The following is a 20,104-nucleotide window of genomic DNA, read 5'->3' as shown; positions in this document are numbered from 1 at the left end:
GAGAAGTCCTGATGACCATCGCCACCACCAACCCGGTGAACGGCCAGGTGCTCAAGACGTACGAGCCGATGTCCGACGAGCAGATCGACGGCGCGATCGAACGGACCGACCTGGCGTACCGGCAGCTGCGCGGGACCACGATCGAGCAGCGCGGGCGGTGGCTGACCACGGCGGCCGAGATGCTGGAGGCGGAACGGGACGAGATCGCCCGGCTGATGACCACCGAGATGGGCAAGACGCTCGCCGCGGCCAGGGCCGAGGTCACCAAGTGCGCCACCGCCTGCCGCTTCTACGCCGAGCACGCCGCCGAGTTCCTCGCCGACGAGCCGGCCGACGCCGAGGCGGTCTCGGCGACCCGGGCATTCGTCCGTTACCAGCCGATCGGGCCGGTGCTGGCGGTGATGCCGTGGAACTTCCCGCTCTGGCAGGTCATGCGCTTCGCCGCGCCGGCCCTGATGGCGGGCAACACCGGCCTGCTCAAGCACGCCTCCAACGTGCCGCAGACCGCGCTGCTGCTGGAGGACCTGTTCCGGCGGGCCGGCTTCCCCGAGGGCGCGTTCACCACGCTGCTGGTCGGCTCCGAGGCGGTGGACCGGATCCTGAGCGATCCCCGGGTCCGTGCCGCCACGCTCACCGGCAGTGAGGTCGCCGGTCGGTCGATCGCGCAGATCGCCGGCCGGGAGCTGAAGAAGACGGTGCTGGAGCTGGGTGGCAGCGATCCGTTCGTGGTGATGCCGTCGGCCGACGTGGAACTGGCCGCCCAGGTCGCCACCACCGCCCGCTGTCAGAACAACGGCCAGTCCTGCATCGCGGCCAAGCGCTTCATCGTGCACACCGACGTCTACGACGCCTTCGCCGAGGCGTTCGCACACCGCATGTCGGCACTGCGGGTGGGCGACCCGATGGACGACGACACCGACGTCGGTCCGTTGGCCTCCGAGCGGGGTCGCGACGAGGTCGACGCTCAGGTCAGGGACGCCGTCGACAAGGGAGCCACCGTGCTCTGTGGCGGGGAGAAGCCGAGCGGCGACGGTTGGTTCTACCCGCCGACGGTGGTGACGGATCTGCACCCGGGCATGCGGATGTGGGCGGAGGAGGTGTTCGGTCCGGTGGCCGGGTTGTACCGGGCCGCGTCGTACGACGAGGCGATCGAGTTGGCCAACGGCACCAGCTTCGGTCTCGGCTCGAACGCCTGGACCCGTGACCCGCAGGAGCAGCAGCGCTTCGCCACCGACCTGGAGGCCGGTGCCGTGTTCATCAACGGGATGACGACGTCCTACCCCGAGTTGCCCTTCGGCGGCGTGAAGAACTCCGGCTACGGCCGGGAACTCTCCGCCCACGGCATGCACGAGTTCTGCAACGTCAAGACGGTCTGGGTGGGGGAGGGGGCGGCCACCGCCGGGGCCGGCGCCCACTCCGAGTAGCCGCTGCTTACGAGCGGGCTCGGCTGGGTAGTGAAGCGCGGCATGACGGCGATCGCGTTTCACGCTTCCCACGAGCAGATCCACCCGCGTGAACTGTTGGCGGCGGTGGTCCACGCCGAGCAGGTCGGCTTCGACGCCGCCATGTGCTCCGACCACTTCGCGCCCTGGAGCGAGCGTCAGGGCCACTCCGGATTCGCCTGGTCCTGGCTCGGGTCGGCGTTGCAGGCCACCGGCCTGTCGTTCGGGGTGGTCAACGCCCCCGGGCAGCGTTACCACCCGGCGATCATCGCGCAGGCGATCGGCACGCTCGCCGCCATGTACCCGGGCCGGTTCTGGGCGGCCCTGGGCTCCGGTGAGGCCGCCAACGAGCACATCACCGGCGACGCGTGGCCACGCAAGGACGTACGCAACGCGCGGCTGCGCGAGTGCGTGGACGTCATCCGCGCCCTCCTCGCGGGCGAGGAGGTCAGTCACGACGGTCTGGTCCGGGTCGACCGGGCGAAGCTCTGGAGCCGTCCGGAGCAGCCGCCGGCGCTTGTCGGCGCCGCGGTGAGCGTCGCCACCGCCCGCTGGTGCGCCGAGTGGGCGGACGGCCTGATCACGGTCAACGCGCCGACCGACCACCTGCGCCGCATGATCGAGGCTTACCGGGACGCCGGAGGTCGTGGACCGGTGCATCTCCAGGTGCACCTGAGCTGGGCACCGGCGCAGGCCGAGGCCGAGGCGATCGCCTACGACCAGTGGCGCAGCAACGTCTTCGCGCCGCCGGTCTGCTGGGATCTGGCCACCCCGGAGCACTTCGACGTGGTCTCCGCCGAGGTGCCGATGGCCCGGCTCGCCCAGGTGGTCAACATCTCCGCCGACCTGGGGCGGCACGTCGGCTGGCTGGAGGAGTACGTCGACCTGGGCTTCGACCAGATCGCTCTCCACCACGTAGGCCAGGATCAACGCCCCTTCCTGGACACCTTCGGCGACCAGGTCCTCCCCAAGCTCCGCGCCTGATCCACCCCACCACCCGCGGGTGGGCGGGCTAGAGGGGGCGGGTGAGGACCTGGCCGGGCCAGGGTGGGTGGTTGGGGCGGGGGACGGTGAAGGGGTCGGTGGGGGTGAAGCCCTGGCGTTCGTACCAGCGCACGAGTGCGCCGTCGTCGCCGGCGTAGCAGTCCACCCGCAACAGCCCGACCCCGCGTTGCCGGGCCAGGTCGGCGGCGTGCGCCAGCAGCCGCCCACCGATTCCCCGCCCGGCGTACGCGCGGTCGGTGACCAGCAGGTTGACGTACAGCTCCGGTTCGGTCGCGGGTGGGACGTACTCGGTGGCGGTCCCCACCACCAGTGCACCGACCGGACGTCCGTCCACCTCGGCCAGCCACAGTCCGCCGCCGGTGGCCCACGCGTCGGCCTGGGCGATGCGGCGGGGATCCGTCGAGGCGGGCCCGCTGCCCCACTGCCCGGTCCGACCTCGCGCCACCAGCCAGGCGGTGGCGTCGTCGAGCAGCCGCAGCACCGCCCCCGCGTCCGCCGGCCCGCCGTGACGCAACACCACTCCGTCGAGATCACCCACGGCCCCTATCCTGCCGCACGGTGCCGACCCCGCCACCCGTGCCCGACGACCAAGAGGTTCTGGTCCGGACTCCTGACGAGTCCGGACCAGAACCTCTTGATCACTGCGTGCGGGACGGGGGCCGGGTGGGGCGCCGGTCGCCGACGGCACCCCACCCGGGGATCAGGACACGGTGCAGGGCGCGCCGTTGACCGTGACCAGGTTGGGCGCCGGGTTCGCGCCGCCGCCGGTGGTGGCGTTGAACCCGAACATCACCGAGGCACCCGGGTTGATCCGCGAGTTGTACGACTCGCTCTTCGCGGTCACCGTCGCTCCGGACTGCGTCACCTTGGCCATCCACGCCTCGCGCACCTTGGCGTCGCCGGTGAAGGCGAACCGGGCGGTCCAGCCGTTCACCGCGGCGGTGCCGGTGTTGCGGATGTTCACCTGGGCGGTGAAGCCGGTGCCGCCCTGCCACGAGCCGTAGTTGGTGTACGACACCGTGCAGGTGGGTGCCGGCACCGCAGCGGAATCGCCCTGGTCCGCCAGGAACGAGGAGATCCAGGCCAGCGCCGAGTTCCAGTTGATCGCCACCTCGTTCGTGGAGTACGAGGCGATGTCGTCGACGTAGCAGAACATCGGTGCGCAGCCCTCGAGCAGCTGCTCCACGAACGGGTCCTGGAGCGCGGCGTTCGGACCACCGGCGATCGACCCGGCCGGCGGCTTCGGCATGCTCGGGTCGAGCTGGAAGCCGAAGATCCGGCTGTGCTGGTTCTCCGCCGCGTGCTCACCCCAACCGGTCACGTACGAGATGTTCAGCGCGTTGCGGCCGAGGATGTAGTCCATCGTCTGCACCGCGCCGTCGCGGTACTTCGCCGCTCCGGTCAGGTCGAAGGCGGTGGCCAGCACGACCGCGTTGTTGATGATGGCGCCGTTGCCGCCCCAGAAGTAGCTGTTGGGGTCGCCGGGCATGGGCAGCCCGTACGCCTGCCGACGGATCTCGGCGAGGTAGCTGTCGGCGGCGGCGATGACCGACTCGCGGATCCGGGTCCGCTCGGCGGCCGGCAGCCCGTTCGGCACGGTGGCGAGGTCGAGGCGGCCCAGCGCGGCCACGCTCTGCCAGCCGAAGCCACGGGGGTCGAAGACGTCGCCGGTGTGGTGCGGCGAGGCGGTCAGGTCGGTCAGGTAGGCGGGCTCGCCGGTGGTCAGGTACAGCTCGGCGGCCGCCCAGTAGAACTCGTCGGTGACGTTGGTGTCGTCGTACGGGCCACCGCCGTTGCCGGTGGCCGGGGCGTACCGGGCCGGGTTGGCCTTGGCCGCCGCGTACGCGGTCTTCGCCGCGCTGCCGCAGCGCTGCGCGAACTCCTTGTCGTACGGGGCGAACAGCCGGGCGCACTGGGCGGCGACGGCGGCCAGGTTCAGCGTGGCGGCGGTGGACGGCGGGTGCAGCTCACGCGGCTCCGGGTCGTCCTCGGGCTGCATCGGCAGGCCGGTCCAGTTCCGGTCGTGGATCTTGTGGTGGGCCATCCCGGCCAGCGGCTTGCCGGCCGGCACCTGCATCCGCAGCAGGAACTCCAACTCCCAGCGGGCCTCGTCGAGGATGTCCGGCACCCCGTTGTCCCGCTCGGGCAGCCGCAGCGTCCCGTCGCCGAGGTCGGCACCGAAGCCGGCCGTGGCGGCGTTCTTGGTCCGCTCGAAGGCGCTCAGCAGCTGGTAGGTGGCGATACCGCCGTTGACCACGTACTTGCCGTGGTCGCCTGCGTCGTACCAGCCGCTACGGACGTCGAGCCGGTAGTCGCAGGAGTCGGCGACACAGGGCACGTCGGTGTCGCCCTGGTTCGGTGCGACGCCGAGGTGGCCGGCGGGTCGGGCGTACTCCTCGCCGACCAGGTCACCGTCGATCTCGATACCGCTGCGCTGGATGTAGAAGAACTGCAGGGCGTCCGAGCGCAACTGGTCGTAGAGCGTGCCGGAGATGTCAAACGGGTGGCTGACCTCGCCGTCCACGGCCAGCGTCAGCCCCTGTCCCGGGGTGCGGTACGACGAGAAGTCCACCGAGTGCACGTTCTGTGCCGACGCCTCGTCGACCCCGCGCGGCGTGGTGGTGCCGCTGGCCAGCACGGCTCCGGACGCGGAGTGCAGCTCCCAGGGCAGCGCCTCGGTGGCCTCGGTCACCACTGTGGCGTTCTTCGGCCCGCCGGGCAGGTAACCGACCTGGTTCACCCGGACCCGGGGACCGGTGTCCGGCACGTACGGCTCGGGCGGGTTGCCGCCGCGCAGCGAGACGTTGTCCAGGCAGACGGTCCGCGCCTCGGCGCTACCGCCGATCTGGAAGATCAGCTGGGCGCGGCTGTCGTCGTTCGGGGCGACAAAGGTGCGCTCGACGCGCTGCTGGGTCGGGGTCGCGGCGGCGGTGACCGAGTAGTAGCCGGTGTAGGGCTCGCTGCCGAGTTGCAGCACGGCGGCCACCGGGCCACCCGGGGTGGAGGTGACGTCGAAGCCGAGGGTGTACTCGGCGCCGGCGATCAGCGGCAGCGCGTCGTGGCCGATGCCGGCGTCCCAGGGATTGGCCAGGCCAGCGGCCACGGTGGCGCAGAGCTGACCATCGACTACGCCGAGGGTGTTGGTGCCGTAGGAGAACCAGGGCGACGAGCCGTCGCTGAAGTCACCGTTGCGGATCTGTTCGGGGGCGTCAGCGGGTGGATCGGCGAAAGCGGTGCCGGCGCTAACGCCGACCAGCACCACGGCGGTCGCCGCGGCGAGCACCGCGAGACGACGTCGGGATGGCGTCACGGGGGAAGTCCTTCCGACGAGCGGGACGGATCAGGCGAAGTGGGGGTGTGACCTGGGAGCGCTCCCAGGTATCGGGCATGTTTCCAGGACGCGCAGGACATGTCAATCGATCGCATCCGATGAGAATTCATGTTCACCGTCAGTGAGATTCACCGCGCCACGCCGGGCGGTCCTGATCTCCTAGAGACAACCGAGCCCTACTCCTGGCAGGCTGCGTGCCATGACCCTGAAGCTGCGTTCCGCCGGGGCGAGCGACCGTGGGCTCATCCGCAGCGGAAACCAGGACGCGTTGCACTCCGGCACCTGGCTGGTCGCCGTCGCCGACGGCATGGGCGGCATGGCCGCCGGAGATCTGGCCAGCGCCATCGCCGTCGGGGCGATCACGCCGCTGGACGTGGAGACGCCGGAGGACGTGCTGGTCGCCGCGTTGCAGAACGGCATCAAGCTGGCCACCGAGCGGATCCGTCAGGCGGTCGCCGAGGATCCCCAGCGGCAGGGCATGGGCACCACGCTGACCGCGCTGCTGTTCGCGCGTACCGGCAGCTGCCTGGCGCTGGCCCACGTGGGCGACTCCCGGGCGTACCTGTTCCGCGACGGAGTGCTCAAGCAGATCACCCGGGACGACACCTTCGTGCAGATGCTCGTCGACCAGGGCCTGATCACCCCGGACCAGGCCGGTAGCCACCCGCGTCGAGCCGTGGTGACCCAGGCGTTGCAGGGCGACGAGGTCTCGCCGACGTACGCGACGATGGTGCCCCGGGCCGGCGACCGCTGGCTGCTGTGCAGCGACGGGCTGTCGAACGTCGTACGGGCCGACACCCTGGCCGAGGTGCTGGCCGGCCAGCGGGAGCGGGAGGCCTGCGCACGCGGCCTCATCGACCTCGCGTTGCAGGCGGGTGGACCGGACAACATCACCGTCGTCATCGCCGACGTGGTCGACGAGCCGTGAGCACTCAGGAGCGCCGTCCGACCCGCCGCGTCGGCGTGGCCGTGGTCGGATCCTCCGGCCAGGGGTGGCGCGGGTAGCGTCCGCGCAGCTCGGCGCGGACCTGGCGGTAGCCGGAGCGCCAGAAGGAGGCCAGGTCGGCGGTGACCGCCACCGGCCGACCGGCGGGGGAGAGCAGGTGCAGCAGCACCGGCACCCGCCCGCCACCGACCCGGGGCGCCTCGGCCCAACCGAAGGTTTCCTGGAGCCGGACCGCGAGCACCGGCGCGGTCGGGTCGGCGTAGTCGACCCGGATCCGCGAACCGCTGGGCACCGCGATCCGCTCCGGCGCCAGGTCGTCCAGCCGCCCCGCCAGCGCCCAGGGCAGCAGCCGGCGTAGCGCACCGAGCACGTCGACGCGGGCCAGATCGGCCCGCCGTCGGGCACCGGCCAGCTCCGGCCCGAGCCAGTGCGGCGCACCGGCCAGCAGCGCCTCGTCGGAGACGTCGGGCCAGTCGTCGCCGAGCGCGTACCGGCAGAAGGCCAGCCGCTCACGCAGCGCCCTGGCCGCCGGGGTCCAGGTCAGCAGGTCGAGCCCGGTGTCGCGCAGTCCGGCCAGCAGCGCGGCGGCGATCTCGTCCGGGTCGGGCCGGGTCAGGGACGGTCGACCAGCCCGATGGCACCCAGCCTGAGCACCTCCCTCGCCACCACGTCCCCGCCGGACCAGCCGACCTCCCGTTCGCTGCGCAACAGCGAGCCGGCCGCCGCGCGGGCGGTCCCCTCGTCGAGGACGGCGGCCAGCCGGACCCGGGCGGACGGTGCGCCGGGAGCGCGGTCGGCCACCGCGACGGCCAACCAGTCGACACCCACCAGCCCCGACCCGGGTGCCAGCTCCGCTGCGGTTCCGCCACTCATCAGGTACGCCGAACCACCCGGCCGCCGCACCCGGGCCAACCGTTCCGGGTACGCCAACCCAACCAGCAACCCGGCGGCCAGCTCGTCGGGCAACCACCCCGGCTGGTCTGGCCGCTGCGGTCCACCGGACGGACCCGTCGGAAGGGCGGCGCGCAGCCGGCGCACTCCGCGCGCCAGCGGGCGGTGGCGGCCGGGTCGGTGCCGGCGCGCAACCGACGCCAGGCGGCGCCGAGATCGTCGCCGGGACCGGCCACGGTCGGCTCGCTGAGCAGCGCCACCACCTGCGCCGCACGATCGGCACCGACGTGATCGGCCCCGTCGAGCAGTGCCCGGGCCAGCCGGGGATGCGCGCCGACCGCGACGACGGTCCGCCCCCGCTCGGTGATCCGGCCGTTCGCGTCGATCGCACCGAGGGCGGTGAGCGTTTCGTACGCCACCGTCATCGCCGCCGCCGGGGCGGGTCCGGCAGCGCGAGACCGGTTCCGCCGGGGGCGCCCCAGGCGGCCAGTTCGAGGGCGAACCCGGTCAGGTCGGCGGTGGCGATCTCCGGTTCCGGCTGTGCGGCCAACCGCTCGTGCGCCGCGGGCGACCAGCAGCGGTAGACCTGGCCGGGCGCCTCCCGGCCGGCCCGACCGGCCCGCTGGGTCGCCGCCGCGCGGGAAACCGGCACGGTGACCAGCGCCCCAGCCCTCGGGCCAGGTCAACCGAGCCACCGGGACAGGCCCGCGTCCACCACCGTCCGTACGCCCGGCACGGTGAGACTGCTCTCCGCCACCGCCGTGGCCAGCACCACCCGCCGCCGGTCTCCCACCCGCAGGGCGGCGTCCTGGTCGACCCCGCTCTGCCGACCGTGCAGGCGGAGCACGTCCACGCGGTCGCCCAGGTCGGCCAGCCGGCCGGCGACGGCGGCGATCTCGCCCACGCCGGGCAGGAAGACCAACAGGTCGCCCTCCTGCTCGCGCAGGGCCCGCCGGACGGTGGCGGCGACGTGGTCGAGCAGTGCCCGGTCCACCGGGCCGGCGCCGGACGGGGCCACGGGCCGTGGCGGTGGCGCCCATACGCGGGTCACCGGATGCAGTGCCGACGAGGCCCGCACCACCGGTGCCGGCACCGTGCCACCGAGCAGGGCGGCGAAGCGGTCCGCCTCCGGGGTCGCCGACATGGCCAGCAGCCACAGCTCCGGCCGCAGGGTGGCCCGGGACTCGACGCTGAAGGCGAGCGCCAGGTCGGCGTCGAGCTGACGTTCGTGGATCTCGTCGAGCAGCACCGCGTCGACACCGGCCAACTCCGGGTCGTGGTGCAACCGGCGGACCAGCAGCCCGGTGGTGACCACCTCGATCCGGGTACGCGGTCCGGCCCGTCGCTCACCCCGGACCGCGTAGCCGACCCGACCACCGACCGGCTCGCCGAGCAGGGCCGCCATCCGCCGGGCGGCGGCACGGGCGGCCACCCGGCGCGGCTGGGCGACGATCACCCGCCCGGCCACCGCGTCGGCCACGGCGAGTGGGGCGAGGGTGGTCTTGCCGGTGCCCGGCGGGGCGACCAGGACCGCGCTGCCGGCCGAGCCCAGCGCCGCCACCAACGCCGGCAGCACCGGCCGGACCGGCAGGTCGATGGGCACGTCGGAGAGCACGGCCCAGTCTCGCACCGCCCCTGCCCAGGCCCTCCCGGGGTCAGCGGGTGGGGGCGCAGACGACGAAGGCGTGCCAGGCCGACGGCGGAAACGTCAGCACCGGGCCGTGCCGGTCCTTGCTGTCCCGGACCGCGACTGCACCGTCGACGGTGGCCACCTCGACACAGTTGCCGTTGCCCACACTGCGGGTGCTGGTGCGCCACTCCGCCCGGGACAGGTCGAGCGCGGTCATCGCGATCCCTCCGTCGATACCGACAGTGACCGCGATGCAGCGGTCACGTAAAGTAACGAGAAGCTTCCTTCAGGCGGATCAGGGACGCCGCTGGATCGAGTGCCAGACTGCACAGCCTCTCGTGCACAAGGCTATACGAGCGCACCTGCGCGACCTCCTCCAGTGCCAGGCCCGTGGAGAGATTTTCCAGGTAGACAACGGCCGCGTCGGCCGCGTCGGCGAACGTGAGGAGCACGTACGGCGAGTTCATCGCCGGATGTCCGCCGGCTTCGAAGGGAAGTACCTGGAGGGTTACGTTGGGTAGTTGGGCGAGGGTCTCCAGGTGGGTCATCTGACCCGCCATGACGGTGCGCTCGCTGACAGGGCGTAGCAGTACCGCCTCGTTCAGCACCACCGACAGCTCCACCGGATGGTCGCCGCGCAGCACGTCCTGCCGGCGTAGCCGGGCGGCCACCTTACGATCGAGGTCCTCCTCGCCGGCGGTCAGCCGGTACACCTCGCGGGCGTACGCCTCGGTCTGCAACAGGCCGGGCACCGCCTCGGCCTCGTACGTGCGCAGGGTGGCGGCCTCGGCTTCCAGTCCGACGTAGAACTCGAACCATTCCGGGAGTACGTCGCTGTAGTGCTGCCACCAGCCGCGCTGCTGGGCACCTCGGGCGATCTCGATGAGCGCCTCGGCGTCGCTGCCGGTGACCTGGTACAGCGCAAGCGCGGCCCGGACATCGCGTGGCTTGATGCCGATCTGCGCGTTCTCGATGCGCGACAGGTTGCTCTTGGACATGTCCAGTTGCCGGGCGGCGACGTCCAGGGTCATGCCGGCGCGTTCCCGCAACTGGCGGAGTTCCCGGGCGATACGGCGGCGTCGAACGGTGGGGCTCGCGGTCACCCTCCGAGTCTGTCACGGGAAAAGGCGCAGGTCGCTTCACCACGGAGTGCAACTGCCGAAAACGGGAGTTGCGTTGCAGTTGCGCTCGGTGCATCCTTTCCCGGTTAGCGATCACTGTGGACGGCCGGCTCGGGAGGACGTGTGCTCACCGCCGACGAGTTCTTTCTGATCGCGCACAACGACACCCGGGGCAAGGCGAAGCTGCACCCGGCGGCGACAAGTCTCGGGCTGGCCGGAGGGCTCCTCGGCGAGCTGATCCTCTATGGACACATCACCGTTTCCGGGGGTCAGGTCGGCGTGATCGACCGTCGGCCACCGGCCGACGCGTTGGCCCACACGGTGCTGGACCAGTTGCTCGGCGAGGCGCAGCACCAGTCGGTGCGTACCTGGCTCAGCTTTCTCGCCCAGACCTCGGTGACCGCGGTGGGTGAGCGGCTGTCCCGGGCCGGTGTGCTGCGCCGGCAGGAGAGCCGGCGACTGCTGCGGACCACCGTCAGCTACCAGCCGATCGATCTCAACGTCGTGGCCTGGCCGGCCACCCGGTTACGGGCGCTGCTGGAGCGCGCCGAACCGCCCAGCGTCCCCGACGCGACGCTGCTCGGGCTGGTCGCCGCCGCCGGCCTGACCCGGGAGGTGCTGTGGAGCGCGGGCCCGCGCGCACACCACCGACTCAACCTGATCATCCCGGCCCTGCCGGACCCGCTGAAGGAACTCGTGGCGCACACCGAGGCAGCCGTTGGTGCGGCGGTGCTGCGCGGCGCCCCCTGACCCGGTACACCCCCTTCCCCTCAGACCGGAGCGGTACATGTCCTCGACAGCGACAACCGAACGACCGAGCAACGTCTCCGAGGCGCTGGCCCGCGGCCGGCTCGGCGTTCCCTCAGTGATCTTCTTCGTCCTCTCCGCGGCGGCCCCGCTGACCGTGGTCGCCGGCGTCGTCACCACCGGCTACGGGGTCATCGGCGTGCTCGGCATTCCGCTTGCGTTCCTGGCGGTGGCCGTGGTGCTCGCCGTCTTCTCCGTCGGCTACGTGGCGATGGCCCGGCGGATGGCCAACGCCGGTGCCTTCTACGCGTACGTGGCCCGGGGGCTGGGACGCCCGGCCGGTGTGGGTACGGCCTGGGTGGCGCTGATCGCCTACAACGCGCTCCAGGTCGGGCTCTACGGAACCATCGGCGCGGCGGCGGCACCGGTGCTGGACCGGCTGTTCGGGATCACGCCACAGTGGTGGATCGTGGCGCTGGTGGCGTGGGCGCTGGTGGCGATGCTCGGCCTGCTCCGGGTGGACATCAACGGCATGGTGCTGGCGGCGCTGCTCTGCGCCGAGATCGCCATCATCGTGGTGTTCGATCTCGGCCAGCTGGGCAACCCGGCCGGTGGCAGCGTGAGCTTCGCCGCGTTCTCGCCGGAGAACTTCTTCGTGCCCGGGCTCGGCGCGGTGCTGGTGCTGGCGATCCTCGGTTTCGTCGGCTTCGAGGCGGCGGTGGTCTTCAGCGAGGAGAGCAAGGACCCGAAGCGTACGGTGCCGATGGCCACCTACCTGTCCGTGGCGATCATCGCGGTGGTCTACGCGCTCTCCTCGTGGAGCATGACGGTGGCGGTCGGGCCGGACCGGATCGTCGAGGAGGCGGGTACCCAGAGCGTCGAGCTGATCTTCAACCTGGCCGGGGCGCACCTGGGCGACACCGTCCTGACCATCGGGCAGGCCCTCTTCCTGACCTCGGTGCTGGCCGCCATGATCTCGTTCCACAACACCACCGCGCGCTACGCCTTCGCGTTGGGCCGGGAGCGGGTGCTGCCGGCGGTGTTCGGGCGGACCTCGCCGACCACCGGCGCACCCCGGGCCGCCTCGATCGCGCAGAGCGTGCTGGGCCTGCTGGTGATCATCCTGTACGCGGTCAACGGCTGGGATCCGGTCCTGCAGCTGTTCTTCTGGCTGGGCACCAGCGGCGGCTTCGGCGTGCTGTTGCTGATCGCCACCACCGCGGTCGCGATCATCGCGTACTTCGCCCGCAGTGGTGAGCGGGAGACGCTGTGGCGGCGGCTGGTCGCGCCCGGCCTCGCCGCGATCGCACTCGTCGCGATCATCGTGCTGGCGGTGCAGAACTTCGCCAACCTGCTCGGCGTCGAGCCGGACTCGCCGCTGCGCTGGGCGATCCCGCTGGCCTACCCGGTGGCGGCGCTGCTGGGCGGACTGTGGGGCCTGTCGCTACGGCGGCGGCGTCCCGACACGTACGCCCGGATCGGCCTGGGCGCGGAGAGCGCGGCGGCCGTGGTCGTTCCCCCGTCGGTCACCGAGCCGGCGCCGACGGCGCAGGTGCGGCGATGAGCCGGCCGGAAATCGGGCAGCTCGGCGCGGACGACACCCGCTGGGTCGCCGCCCGGATAGCCGAGGCGTTCATGGTGCTGGACCAGCCCCGCTGGTTGGTGCCGGACGAGGCCAAGCGGGAGTCGGTGCTGGCCGGGAACTTCGAGATCATCGTCGAGCACGCGACGCGGCACGGACTGGTGTTCGGCACCGCGGACCGCGCCGGGGTGGCCGTCTGGTTGCCGTCGGTCGGTGAACCACTGCCGCCGCCGGAGGACTACGACGCCCGGCTGGCCCTGGCGTGCGGGGAGTGGACCCCGAACTTCGTGCACCTGGACGAGCTGTTCGCGGCGAACCATCCGCACGCCGACCACCATCATCTGGCGCTGCTCGCCGTGCGGCCGGACCGCCAGGGCCAGGGCGTCGGCACAGCACTGCTGGGCCACCATCACGCCTGGCTGGACGCCAACGGCATGCCGGCGTACCTGGAGGCGAGCAGCGAGACCAGTCGCGACCTGTACGCGCGGCACGGCTACCGGGTCGCCGAGCCGTTCCGGCTGCCCGACGGCACGCCGTTCTGGCCGATGTGGCGGGAGCCGGTCGCCGGCTGAGGTGGCGCGAAGACGATGGTGGCCGGGTCCGTCGGACCCGGCCACCATCGCCACCCCCCTAGTACGTTCCGTCGAGCTGCCCCCGCAGCTTCGTCAGGGCCCGGGCCAGCAGCCGGGACACGTGCATCTGCGACACGCCGATCTGCTCCGCGATCTGCGACTGCGTCAGGTTGCCGTAGAACCGCAGCGTCAGGATCTTCTGCTCGCGCTCGTCGAGCGTGGCCAGCGCCGGGCCCAGCGCCACCCGCAGCTCGGCCAGCTCGAACTCGCTGTCCTCACCGCCGAGCATGTCGCCCAGCTCGGTCGCGCGATCGCCGTCGCCGGTCGGGGTGGACAGCGACACCGCGTTGTACGCGCGGGCGCCCTCCAGGCCCTCCAGCACCTCTTCCTCGGTGAGCTTCAGATGTGCGGCGATGTCGGCCACCGTCGGGGAGCGGCCCAGGGACTGCAGCAGCGAGCTGTTGGCGTCCGAGATGGCCAGCCGCAGCTCCTGCAGGCGGCGGGGCACCCGAATGTCCCACGTCCGGTCGCGGAAGTGCCGCTTCAGCTCGCCGATGATGGTGGGGATCGCGTAGCCGGCGAAGTCGACCCCGCGGGAGGGGTCGAACTTGTCGATGGCCTTGATGAGGCCGACGGCGGCGGTCTGCGCGAGGTCGTCGGTGGGCTCGCCGCGACCGCTGTAGCGGTGGGCGAGGTGGTTGGCCAGCGGCAACCAGGCCTCGATCGCCCGGTCGCGCAGCGCGGCCCGGGACGGGTGCCCGGCCGGCAGCGCGGCCATGGCGTTCAGCAGCTCGGCGGCGCTGTCGGTGAGCGCCCGCGGGTCGAGCTTCGGGGTCGGGGTCGCCGGGGTGGTCGCCGATTCGGTGATCGTTGACGCGGTCATGGTGGTCCTCCCTGCACCTCGTCCGCGGATATAGACGTGACGCTTTGGTTAGTTCCGTTAGTACGTTCGGGAGTCACCTTAGCCCGATCGTCTCCTAGAAATCTAGCCGAACGGACGATGTACTTAAGTGATTTCCGGTCATGAAAGCCGCAAAATCTCCCACAGCGGTGCGCCGAGGAGGGTGGCGCGACCGGGATTGTGCGGTTCGACCGACCGATCGGGCCAGTCGCAGATGTCCGTGCGACCCTCGTCGTCGGGCCGAACGAGGACGTCGGTTCGTCGAACGGACGATGGCTGACCCGGATGGCAAGCGGAGTGTCATCAATCCGTCGTTGTCCCGTGAACGGGACTGGGCTTAGCGTCGCGGAGTACATCCCTGCTCCGGAGGTGCCGTGCTCGATCCTGCCGTTCCCCACCTCGTCGTGAACAGCCGGACGCTGTACTTCAGCTGGCTGCCGGCGGACCCGGACGCGGTGGCGGCGCTGGTCCCCCCGGGGCTACGGCCCCACCCGGACCGCGAGGTCTTCATGAACCAGTACGTGGTGGACGACGAGAGCCAGACCTCGGGCTTCGGTTCCTACTCGCTCACCTATCTCGGTGTCACGCTCGTCGGGATGGACGCCCCGGACGGGGTAACCCCCGGTGGCTGGTGGACCCACTACGTCACCTCTAGCGAGCGGGTGCGCACCTACGCCCTGGCCCGGGGTGCCCCGGCCGTGCCAGGTCGCACCACCATCACCGAGCAGGGCGACACGATCGCCACCGGGACGGACATCGAGGGTGTGCCGGTGATCCGAGCCCGGGTGCGCGTCGGCGACACCGGACACGCCATGCACAACGGCCACCACCGTTACCTGACCGAGTTGCACGGTCAGCTGGTCAGCAGCATCTATCCGGTGATCGCCGAACCGTCCACCTCGTTCGAGATCGAATCGGTCGAGTTTCTCGATCCGGACCACCCGGTGTACGCGTTGCGCCCGGAGAACCCGCTCACCATCGCCTGGGGCTACTACTCGCCGCGCTCCTCGTTCGCGTACCCGGGTGGGCTGACGATCCTCGGTGAGGTGGCGCCGGGTTACCAGGTGCCCGACCGGCGGGCTCGCAGCGGCCTGCCGTCGGGGTCGTAGACCAGGCGGTACGCGGGCAGCGCCCAGGCCCGGGTCCACCAGGGCAGGCGCCGGGCGCGGTGCGGTCGCAGCCGGCCGGGTGGGCGTGGTCCCACCTGGCCGCCGTCGTACCAGTGTTGCAACGCCTCGGCGGCGGCGGTGATCGCGGCGACCGCGTCGTCCGGATCGACCAGGTCGGCGTCGTCGCCGCCGGTTGGATCGCGGTCCAGGTGCTCGCGGAGCAGGCGTAGCCGCAACTCCCGGGCGAACCGACGGGCCCCGTCACCCTGACCCGCCGGATCGTGCGGGGGGCGCTCGTCCGCGGTGTCGTCCAGCACCGCGCAGGACAGTTCGCTGTCGTGCGTCCAGGACCGCCGGTTGAAGTTGTCGCTGCCGACGCAGGCCCACACGTCGTCGACCACGCACACCTTGGCGTGCACGTAGACCGGGGTGCCGGCGTGGTTCTCCGCGTCGAAGACGTGCACCCGCCCGGCCGCGGCCTGCTCGCACAGGGCCAGCGCCTGCTCTCGACCGACCGTGTTCGGTGGCAGGGCCAGCCGCCCGTCCACGTCGGGATGGCGGGGCACCACCGCGACCAGATGCAGATCAGGATTGTCGCGCAGCGCCGCGGCGAAGAGCTCGGCCACCTCGGCGGACCAGAGGTACTGGTCCTCCAGGTAGATCAGCCGACGGGCGCGGCGTACCGCCTTGGTGTAGCCGCGAGCGACCGTCCGTTCGCCGTCCGGGGCGAACGCGTACCGGGGTCGGACCGCCGGGTAGGTGCGCAACACCTGGACGTGGTGCGGCCCGCAGGCCGGCGGATCGGCGGGTTGGTCCGGCAGCGGCCCGGCGGTGAGGTCCGCCCCGCGGAGCCGGTCGCGCAGATAGGCCAGGGGGTTCTCCGAGTCCAGCGGCATCGGATCGGTCCACCGCTCGCGGAACGTGGTGTCCAGCGCGCCCACCACCGGCCCGCGCAGCGCGAGCTGAACGTCGTGCCAGGGCGGATGGTCACCGTACGCCGCGGCCATCCGTACCGCCTGCGGGTCACCGTGGTGCGCGTCGTCGTCGCGGCGGCTGTGACACAGGTCGATGCCGCCGACGAAGGCGATGTCCTGCTCGGGGGCGGCCGGGCGGCGCAGCACCACCAGCTTCTGGTGGTGCGATCCACCTCGCCGGACCCGCTGGTCGAGCAGCACCTCGCCGCCGGCGGCCGAGATCGCCTCGCTGAGGTTGCGGTTCTCCTGGTGGCTGTAGGACAGCACGTCGAGGTGCGACCGCCAGATCAGTCCCTTGACCACCACGCCGCGCTGGGCGGCCCGGGCGAACAACTGGGAGATCGTCGGCCCGTCCGGGCGGAGCCGCTCGTCCGGGTCCCCCCGCCAGTCGGCGAAGAAGAGGTGATCGCCCGCGCCGAGCCCGTCGACCTCGGTGACCAGCCGGTCGAAGTACGCGGCACCGTGAATCAGCGGCTCGGCGAGGTTTCCACTGGTCCAGACGGGTAACTCAGAGACCGGGTTGGCGCGTTCCGGTGCGGTGAGGAACCAGTCCTGTAGCGGCATGCTCCCGCCCTCAGAGAGGTCGTTCACGTCCTCACCATACGAACCCGTGGTCGGGCTCGCACGCTGGTGGGCTGCTGGCTGCTGGCTGTTGGCGACCGACCCGCACCCGAGCAGGGAGGAGCCGAAGCATGTCCGGCGAGCCGACGAACTCCGCGACCGAGCACCGCGAGCAGGCGGTGGAGGGCGAGCGGGGGGCGCTGTTGACCGTACTGGTGATGGTCCTGCTCGGCGTGGCCGGCATCTTCGCCGTCTCCTGAGCCGGCCGGGCGGCCCCGGTAACCGGAGCCGCCCCGCGTCCGACGCTCGCTCAGGGGCGCTCGCCCTGACCCTCGCTGTGCGGCAGCCGCTGCGCCGGGACGACGCCGAGCCGGCCGGCCTGGAAGTCCTCGAACGCCTGGATCAACTCGTCTCGGGTGTTCATCACGAACGGGCCGTAGTGCGCCACCGGCTCCCGGATGGGCTGCCCGCCCATGATGTAGAGGTCGAGGGTCTGGTTGCGGCTGTCCTGGCGGGCGTTCGCCTTGAACCGCAATGCGTCACCCGGCCCGTGCACGGCCAGTTGTCCGGTGCGGACACCGCGTCCGTTGGCGCCGACCGTGCCGCGCCCGCCGAGCACGTACACCAGCGCGTTGAAGTCCGGCCGCCAGGGCAGATCCACCTGCGCCCCCGGCTCGACCGTGACGTGGGTGACGGTGATCGGGGTGTACGTGGATCCGGGCCCCCGGTGGCCGGCGATCTCACCGGCGATCACCCGGATCAACGCCCCACCATCGGGGGTGGTCAGCAGCGCGGCCTGGTTGCCCCGGATGTCCTGGTACTTCGGCGGGTTCATCTTCGCCGCCCGGGGCAGGTTGACCCACAGCTGGGTGCCGTGGAACTGCCCGCCGCTGACCACCAGGTGCTCCGGCGGGGCCTCGATGTGCAGCAGGCCGCTGCCGGCGGTCATCCACTGGGTGTCGCCGTTGGTGATCGTGCCGCCGCCACCGTGGCTGTCCTGGTGGTCGAAGATGCCGTCGATGATGTAGGTGACGGTCTCGAAGCCCCGGTGCGGGTGCCAGGAGGTGCCCTTCGGCTCGCCGGGCGCGTAGTCCACCTCGCCCATCTGGTCGAGCATGATGAACGGGTCCAGCTCGCTCATCGGCACCCCGGCGAAGGCCTTGCGTACCGGGAAACCCTCGCCCTCGAAGCCGCTGGGCGCGGTGGTGAGCCGGCGGACCGGCCGGAAGGCGGTGGACTCGTCGAGCCGGGGCAGCCGGGGCAGGACGAGGACGTTGTCGACGGTGATGGCGGGCATCGGGGCTCCTTCAGTTGTCGCCGGGGGTGGTGGCGAGGGTGGCGTCGCTGCCGTCGGCCACCCGCAGTCGTCGGCCGACCCGGGTGAAGATCCTGGTCAGGGCGGCGACCTCGGTGTCGTCGAGGTCGTCCATCAGGTGGGTGCGTACGGAGCGCAGGTGGTGCGGTGCGGCCTCCCGCAGCGCCAGCAGCCCGGCGGCGGTCAGCACCGCCTCGCTGCCCCGCCCGTCCCGCGGGCAGGGCTGGCGGGCGACCAGGCCCCGTCGTTGCATGGAGGAGACCTGATAGGTCAGCCGGCTGGGTGAGAAGACCAGGCGGTCGGCCAGCTCGCCCATCCGCAGTCGGTGCCCGGGAACCTCGGAGAGCAGCACCAGCACGTGGTAGTCGGCGAAGCTGAGCCCGCTGGCGGCCCGCAGGTCGTCCTCAAGTCGGGTGAACAACCGCTGACTGGCCTCGATGTAGGTCCGCCAGGCGGTCAGGCGGTCGCGGTCCAGGCTCTCGGTCACGTCGCCAAGGTAGCACCTATTCAAAATTTGAACAAGGAGCCGCCGTATTGGTGGCTGCGGTGCAGATGGGAGTGCTCAGAGTTGATGGTGAAGCTTTGAAGGAGTTTGCTGGGCGGGCCGCCGAGGAGATATCCGGTGCGCGCTCGGCGCGGGTGGTGTGAGACTCTGCGGCCGTGGAACTGACCGCTCCCGGCCTGCTGCTGCGCCCCTGGCGGGACACGGACGCACCCGCCGTTCTGGATGCCTGGCGAGATCCGGCGATCGCGCAGTGGAACCCGCAGGGCGACCCGCTCGATCTCGACGCCGCGCTGCGCTGGTTACGGTGGCGGGCCGACTGGTCGGGCGGAGGTCATGTGTCGCTGGCGGCGGCCGATCCGGCCGATCCGGAGATCCTGCTCGGTTCGGTGTCGCTGCACCGCATCCACGCCGGTGACGCCTCGATCGGGTACTGGACGGTCGCGGCCGCCCGTGGTCGCGGGGTGGCCACGGCGGCGGTCGTGCTGCTCAGCGGGTGGGCCTTCGCCGACCTCGGGCTGGAGCGGATCGAGCTGTGCCACGCGGTGGCCAACCCGGCGTCCTGCCGGGTCGCCGAGCGGGCCGGCTTCGCGGCCGAGGGCACGCTGCGGCAGTCGCACCGCTACGGCGACGGGCGCCGCTACGACGAGCACCTGCACGCCCGCCTCGCCACCGACTGACCGGGCGGCCCACCCACAGCGGGACCGCCCGGTCGGTGGTTTCGGACGGAGTCAGCCCGCCGTCTGCGGCGCGCGTCCACCCAGGTTCAGCCGGCCGAGCAATTGCCGGGCCTGGTCGGCCACGTCGGCCTCCACCGTGACCGCGTACCTGTTGGCCCGCAGGGAACTGGCGGAGGTGAAGTCGCGCTGCCCGCCCGTCATCGCATGTGCCACGGCACCGAAGACGGCGCCCCAGATCGCACCGATGACGAGGCCGGCGAGGATCACCGCCACCCAGTTGCCGACGGTGAAGATGCCGAACAGCAGGCCGATGAACAGACCGAACCAGGCCCCCGTCCCCGCGCCGACCAGCGCCGCGCGGGCGGTGGTCAGCCGACCCAGCACGGTCTCCACCAGGGTCAGGTCGGTGCCGACGATGGCGGTGCGTTCCACCGGGAACCGGTTGTCGGCGAGGTGGTCCACCACTCGCTGGGCGCTCGGATAGTCCTCGAACGCGCCGATCGTCACGGTCGGCGGGCCGGTCGGTGGTCCGTGGCCGTCGCCACTGGGTGCGGCGGGACGGCCGCCGGGGCCCGACGGGAGGGTGCCGCCGCCGGTCACACCCGGCTGCCAGGCCGAGGGGTTCGACTGTGTGGTCATGGGTCTCCTCCTTCGTCACCAGTCGCCTACCCCACGTCGGCACAGCGGTAACGCCTCGGTGGCGTCGGGCTCGCGGGCCCGCGGGACCTGCTGCCCGGGCGGCACAGGGTCGGCCCCCGGCACCGCCGTACGGGCGGTGCCGGGGGCCACGGGACG

At 71.9% G+C, this 20,104-nt stretch carries 18 protein-coding genes and 1 pseudogene; 9 read left to right on the top strand and 10 right to left on the bottom strand.

Going from position 1 to position 20,104, the window contains the following annotated elements:
* Positions 1-11: 11 nt before the first annotated feature.
* Both ENC19_RS01130 and ENC19_RS01125 read left to right on the top strand, forming a co-directional pair.
* Complete coding sequence (locus ENC19_RS01130; protein WP_164445288.1) at positions 12-1,424, top strand: NADP-dependent succinic semialdehyde dehydrogenase; 1,413 nt, start codon at positions 12-14, stop codon at positions 1,422-1,424.
* Between the two features lie 42 nt (positions 1,425-1,466).
* The gene (locus ENC19_RS01125; protein ID WP_164445287.1) at positions 1,467-2,426 is read left to right on the top strand and encodes a TIGR03885 family FMN-dependent LLM class oxidoreductase; all 960 of its coding nucleotides are present in this window, start codon (positions 1,467-1,469) and stop codon (positions 2,424-2,426) included.
* A gap of 28 nt (positions 2,427-2,454) precedes the next feature.
* Here ENC19_RS01125 and ENC19_RS01120 read toward each other — a convergent pair whose 3' ends face one another.
* Positions 2,455-2,985, bottom strand: coding sequence for a GNAT family N-acetyltransferase (locus tag ENC19_RS01120; RefSeq protein WP_309246119.1), 531 nt, complete (start codon positions 2,983-2,985; stop codon positions 2,455-2,457).
* 162 nt (positions 2,986-3,147) lie between these two features.
* Positions 3,148-5,757 (bottom strand): glycoside hydrolase family 9 protein, encoded by a 2,610-nt coding sequence (locus tag ENC19_RS01115; protein ID WP_164445286.1) that lies wholly within the window; start codon positions 5,755-5,757, stop codon positions 3,148-3,150.
* A gap of 220 nt (positions 5,758-5,977) precedes the next feature.
* On the opposite strand from ENC19_RS01115, the gene ENC19_RS01110 reads away from it, so the two are divergent.
* Positions 5,978-6,706: a PP2C family protein-serine/threonine phosphatase gene (locus ENC19_RS01110; protein ID WP_164445285.1), complete on the top strand. Its 729-nt coding sequence runs from the start codon at positions 5,978-5,980 to the stop codon at positions 6,704-6,706.
* A gap of 4 nt (positions 6,707-6,710) precedes the next feature.
* On the opposite strand, the pseudogene hrpB reads toward ENC19_RS01110, so the two are convergent.
* The 3 genes and pseudogenes from hrpB to ENC19_RS01095 form a co-directional block, all read right to left on the bottom strand.
* Positions 6,711-9,230 (bottom strand): annotated as a pseudogene (gene hrpB / locus ENC19_RS01105) (ATP-dependent helicase HrpB).
* A gap of 40 nt (positions 9,231-9,270) precedes the next feature.
* On the bottom strand, positions 9,271-9,462 hold the full coding sequence (locus tag ENC19_RS01100; RefSeq protein ID WP_164445284.1) for a DUF397 domain-containing protein: 192 nt from the start codon (positions 9,460-9,462) through the stop codon (positions 9,271-9,273).
* A gap of 43 nt (positions 9,463-9,505) precedes the next feature.
* On the bottom strand, positions 9,506-10,348 hold the full coding sequence (locus ENC19_RS01095) for a helix-turn-helix domain-containing protein (RefSeq protein ID WP_164445283.1): 843 nt from the start codon (positions 10,346-10,348) through the stop codon (positions 9,506-9,508).
* A gap of 141 nt (positions 10,349-10,489) precedes the next feature.
* Between ENC19_RS01095 and ENC19_RS01090 the strand changes: the two genes are divergently transcribed.
* The 3 genes from ENC19_RS01090 to ENC19_RS01080 are packed head-to-tail and all read left to right on the top strand — an operon-like array spanning position 10,490 to position 13,267.
* On the top strand, positions 10,490-11,116 hold the full coding sequence (locus tag ENC19_RS01090) for a GOLPH3/VPS74 family protein (RefSeq protein ID WP_164445282.1): 627 nt from the start codon (positions 10,490-10,492) through the stop codon (positions 11,114-11,116).
* A 37-nt stretch (positions 11,117-11,153) separates the two neighbouring features.
* The gene (locus ENC19_RS01085; RefSeq protein WP_164445281.1) at positions 11,154-12,677 is read left to right on the top strand and encodes an APC family permease; all 1,524 of its coding nucleotides are present in this window, start codon (positions 11,154-11,156) and stop codon (positions 12,675-12,677) included.
* Complete coding sequence (locus ENC19_RS01080) at positions 12,674-13,267, top strand: GNAT family N-acetyltransferase (RefSeq protein ID WP_164445280.1); 594 nt, start codon at positions 12,674-12,676, stop codon at positions 13,265-13,267. The genes ENC19_RS01085 and ENC19_RS01080 overlap by 4 nt, the downstream gene beginning before the upstream one ends.
* Positions 13,268-13,325: 58 nt before the next feature.
* Here the strand turns inward: ENC19_RS01080 and ENC19_RS01075 are convergent, their stop codons facing one another.
* On the bottom strand, positions 13,326-14,150 hold the full coding sequence (locus ENC19_RS01075; protein WP_164445279.1) for a SigB/SigF/SigG family RNA polymerase sigma factor: 825 nt from the start codon (positions 14,148-14,150) through the stop codon (positions 13,326-13,328).
* Between the two features lie 392 nt (positions 14,151-14,542).
* Between ENC19_RS01075 and ENC19_RS01070 the strand changes: the two genes are divergently transcribed.
* Complete coding sequence (locus ENC19_RS01070; protein WP_164445278.1) at positions 14,543-15,277, top strand: acetoacetate decarboxylase family protein; 735 nt, start codon at positions 14,543-14,545, stop codon at positions 15,275-15,277.
* On the opposite strand, the gene ENC19_RS01065 is transcribed toward ENC19_RS01070, so the two are convergent.
* Positions 15,226-16,815, bottom strand: coding sequence for a phospholipase D family protein (locus ENC19_RS01065; protein ID WP_164445939.1), 1,590 nt, complete (start codon positions 16,813-16,815; stop codon positions 15,226-15,228). The two genes, ENC19_RS01070 and ENC19_RS01065, sit on opposite strands and share 52 nt — an antisense overlap.
* A 128-nt stretch (positions 16,816-16,943) precedes the next feature.
* Here ENC19_RS01065 and ENC19_RS30845 point away from each other — a divergent pair, with 128 nt between their 5' ends.
* Positions 16,944-17,072, top strand: a complete 129-nt coding sequence (locus tag ENC19_RS30845) for a hypothetical protein (protein WP_268967959.1) — start codon at positions 16,944-16,946, stop codon at positions 17,070-17,072.
* Positions 17,073-17,122: 50 nt separating this feature from the next.
* Here the strand turns inward: ENC19_RS30845 and ENC19_RS01060 are convergent, their stop codons facing one another.
* Positions 17,123-18,109, bottom strand: a complete 987-nt coding sequence (locus ENC19_RS01060) for a pirin family protein (RefSeq protein WP_164445277.1) — start codon at positions 18,107-18,109, stop codon at positions 17,123-17,125.
* 10 nt (positions 18,110-18,119) lie between these two features.
* Positions 18,120-18,614 carry a MarR family winged helix-turn-helix transcriptional regulator gene (locus ENC19_RS01055; RefSeq protein WP_164445276.1) on the bottom strand — a complete coding sequence of 165 codons (495 nt, stop codon included), beginning with the start codon at positions 18,612-18,614 and terminating at the stop codon, positions 18,120-18,122.
* A gap of 173 nt (positions 18,615-18,787) precedes the next feature.
* Here ENC19_RS01055 and ENC19_RS01050 point away from each other — a divergent pair, with 173 nt between their 5' ends.
* Complete coding sequence (locus tag ENC19_RS01050) at positions 18,788-19,309, top strand: GNAT family N-acetyltransferase (RefSeq protein WP_164445275.1); 522 nt, start codon at positions 18,788-18,790, stop codon at positions 19,307-19,309.
* A gap of 51 nt (positions 19,310-19,360) precedes the next feature.
* Here the strand turns inward: ENC19_RS01050 and ENC19_RS01045 are convergent, their stop codons facing one another.
* Complete coding sequence (locus ENC19_RS01045) at positions 19,361-19,948, bottom strand: general stress protein (protein WP_164445274.1); 588 nt, start codon at positions 19,946-19,948, stop codon at positions 19,361-19,363.
* Positions 19,949-20,104: the final 156 nt, after the last annotated feature.

Source organism: Verrucosispora sioxanthis, assembly GCF_010560025.1.
Lineage (GTDB): Bacteria > Actinomycetota > Actinomycetes > Mycobacteriales > Micromonosporaceae > Micromonospora > Micromonospora palythoicola.
Note: the sequence above shows the minus strand (reverse complement) of the source record. Positions and strands in the feature narration are given on the sequence as shown.

Bases quoted from the DNA above. Each gene is read 5' to 3' on its own strand.
- ENC19_RS01130 (WP_164445288.1), top strand. From the start codon at position 12: ATGACCATCGCCACCACCAACCCGGTGAACGGCCAGGTGCTCAAGACG.
- ENC19_RS01125 (WP_164445287.1), top strand. From the start codon at position 1,467: ATGACGGCGATCGCGTTTCACGCTTCCCACGAGCAGATCCACCCGCGT.
- ENC19_RS01110 (WP_164445285.1), top strand. From the start codon at position 5,978: ATGACCCTGAAGCTGCGTTCCGCCGGGGCGAGCGACCGTGGGCTCATC.
- ENC19_RS01100 (WP_164445284.1), bottom strand. From the start codon at position 9,462: ATGACCGCGCTCGACCTGTCCCGGGCGGAGTGGCGCACCAGCACCCGC.
- ENC19_RS01085 (WP_164445281.1), top strand. From the start codon at position 11,154: ATGTCCTCGACAGCGACAACCGAACGACCGAGCAACGTCTCCGAGGCG.
- ENC19_RS01080 (WP_164445280.1), top strand. From the start codon at position 12,674: ATGAGCCGGCCGGAAATCGGGCAGCTCGGCGCGGACGACACCCGCTGG.
- ENC19_RS01075 (WP_164445279.1), bottom strand. From the start codon at position 14,150: ATGACCGCGTCAACGATCACCGAATCGGCGACCACCCCGGCGACCCCG.
- ENC19_RS01065 (WP_164445939.1), bottom strand. From the start codon at position 16,815: ATGCCGCTACAGGACTGGTTCCTCACCGCACCGGAACGCGCCAACCCG.
- ENC19_RS30845 (WP_268967959.1), top strand. From the start codon at position 16,944: ATGTCCGGCGAGCCGACGAACTCCGCGACCGAGCACCGCGAGCAGGCG.
- ENC19_RS01060 (WP_164445277.1), bottom strand. From the start codon at position 18,109: ATGCCCGCCATCACCGTCGACAACGTCCTCGTCCTGCCCCGGCTGCCC.
- ENC19_RS01045 (WP_164445274.1), bottom strand. From the start codon at position 19,948: ATGACCACACAGTCGAACCCCTCGGCCTGGCAGCCGGGTGTGACCGGC.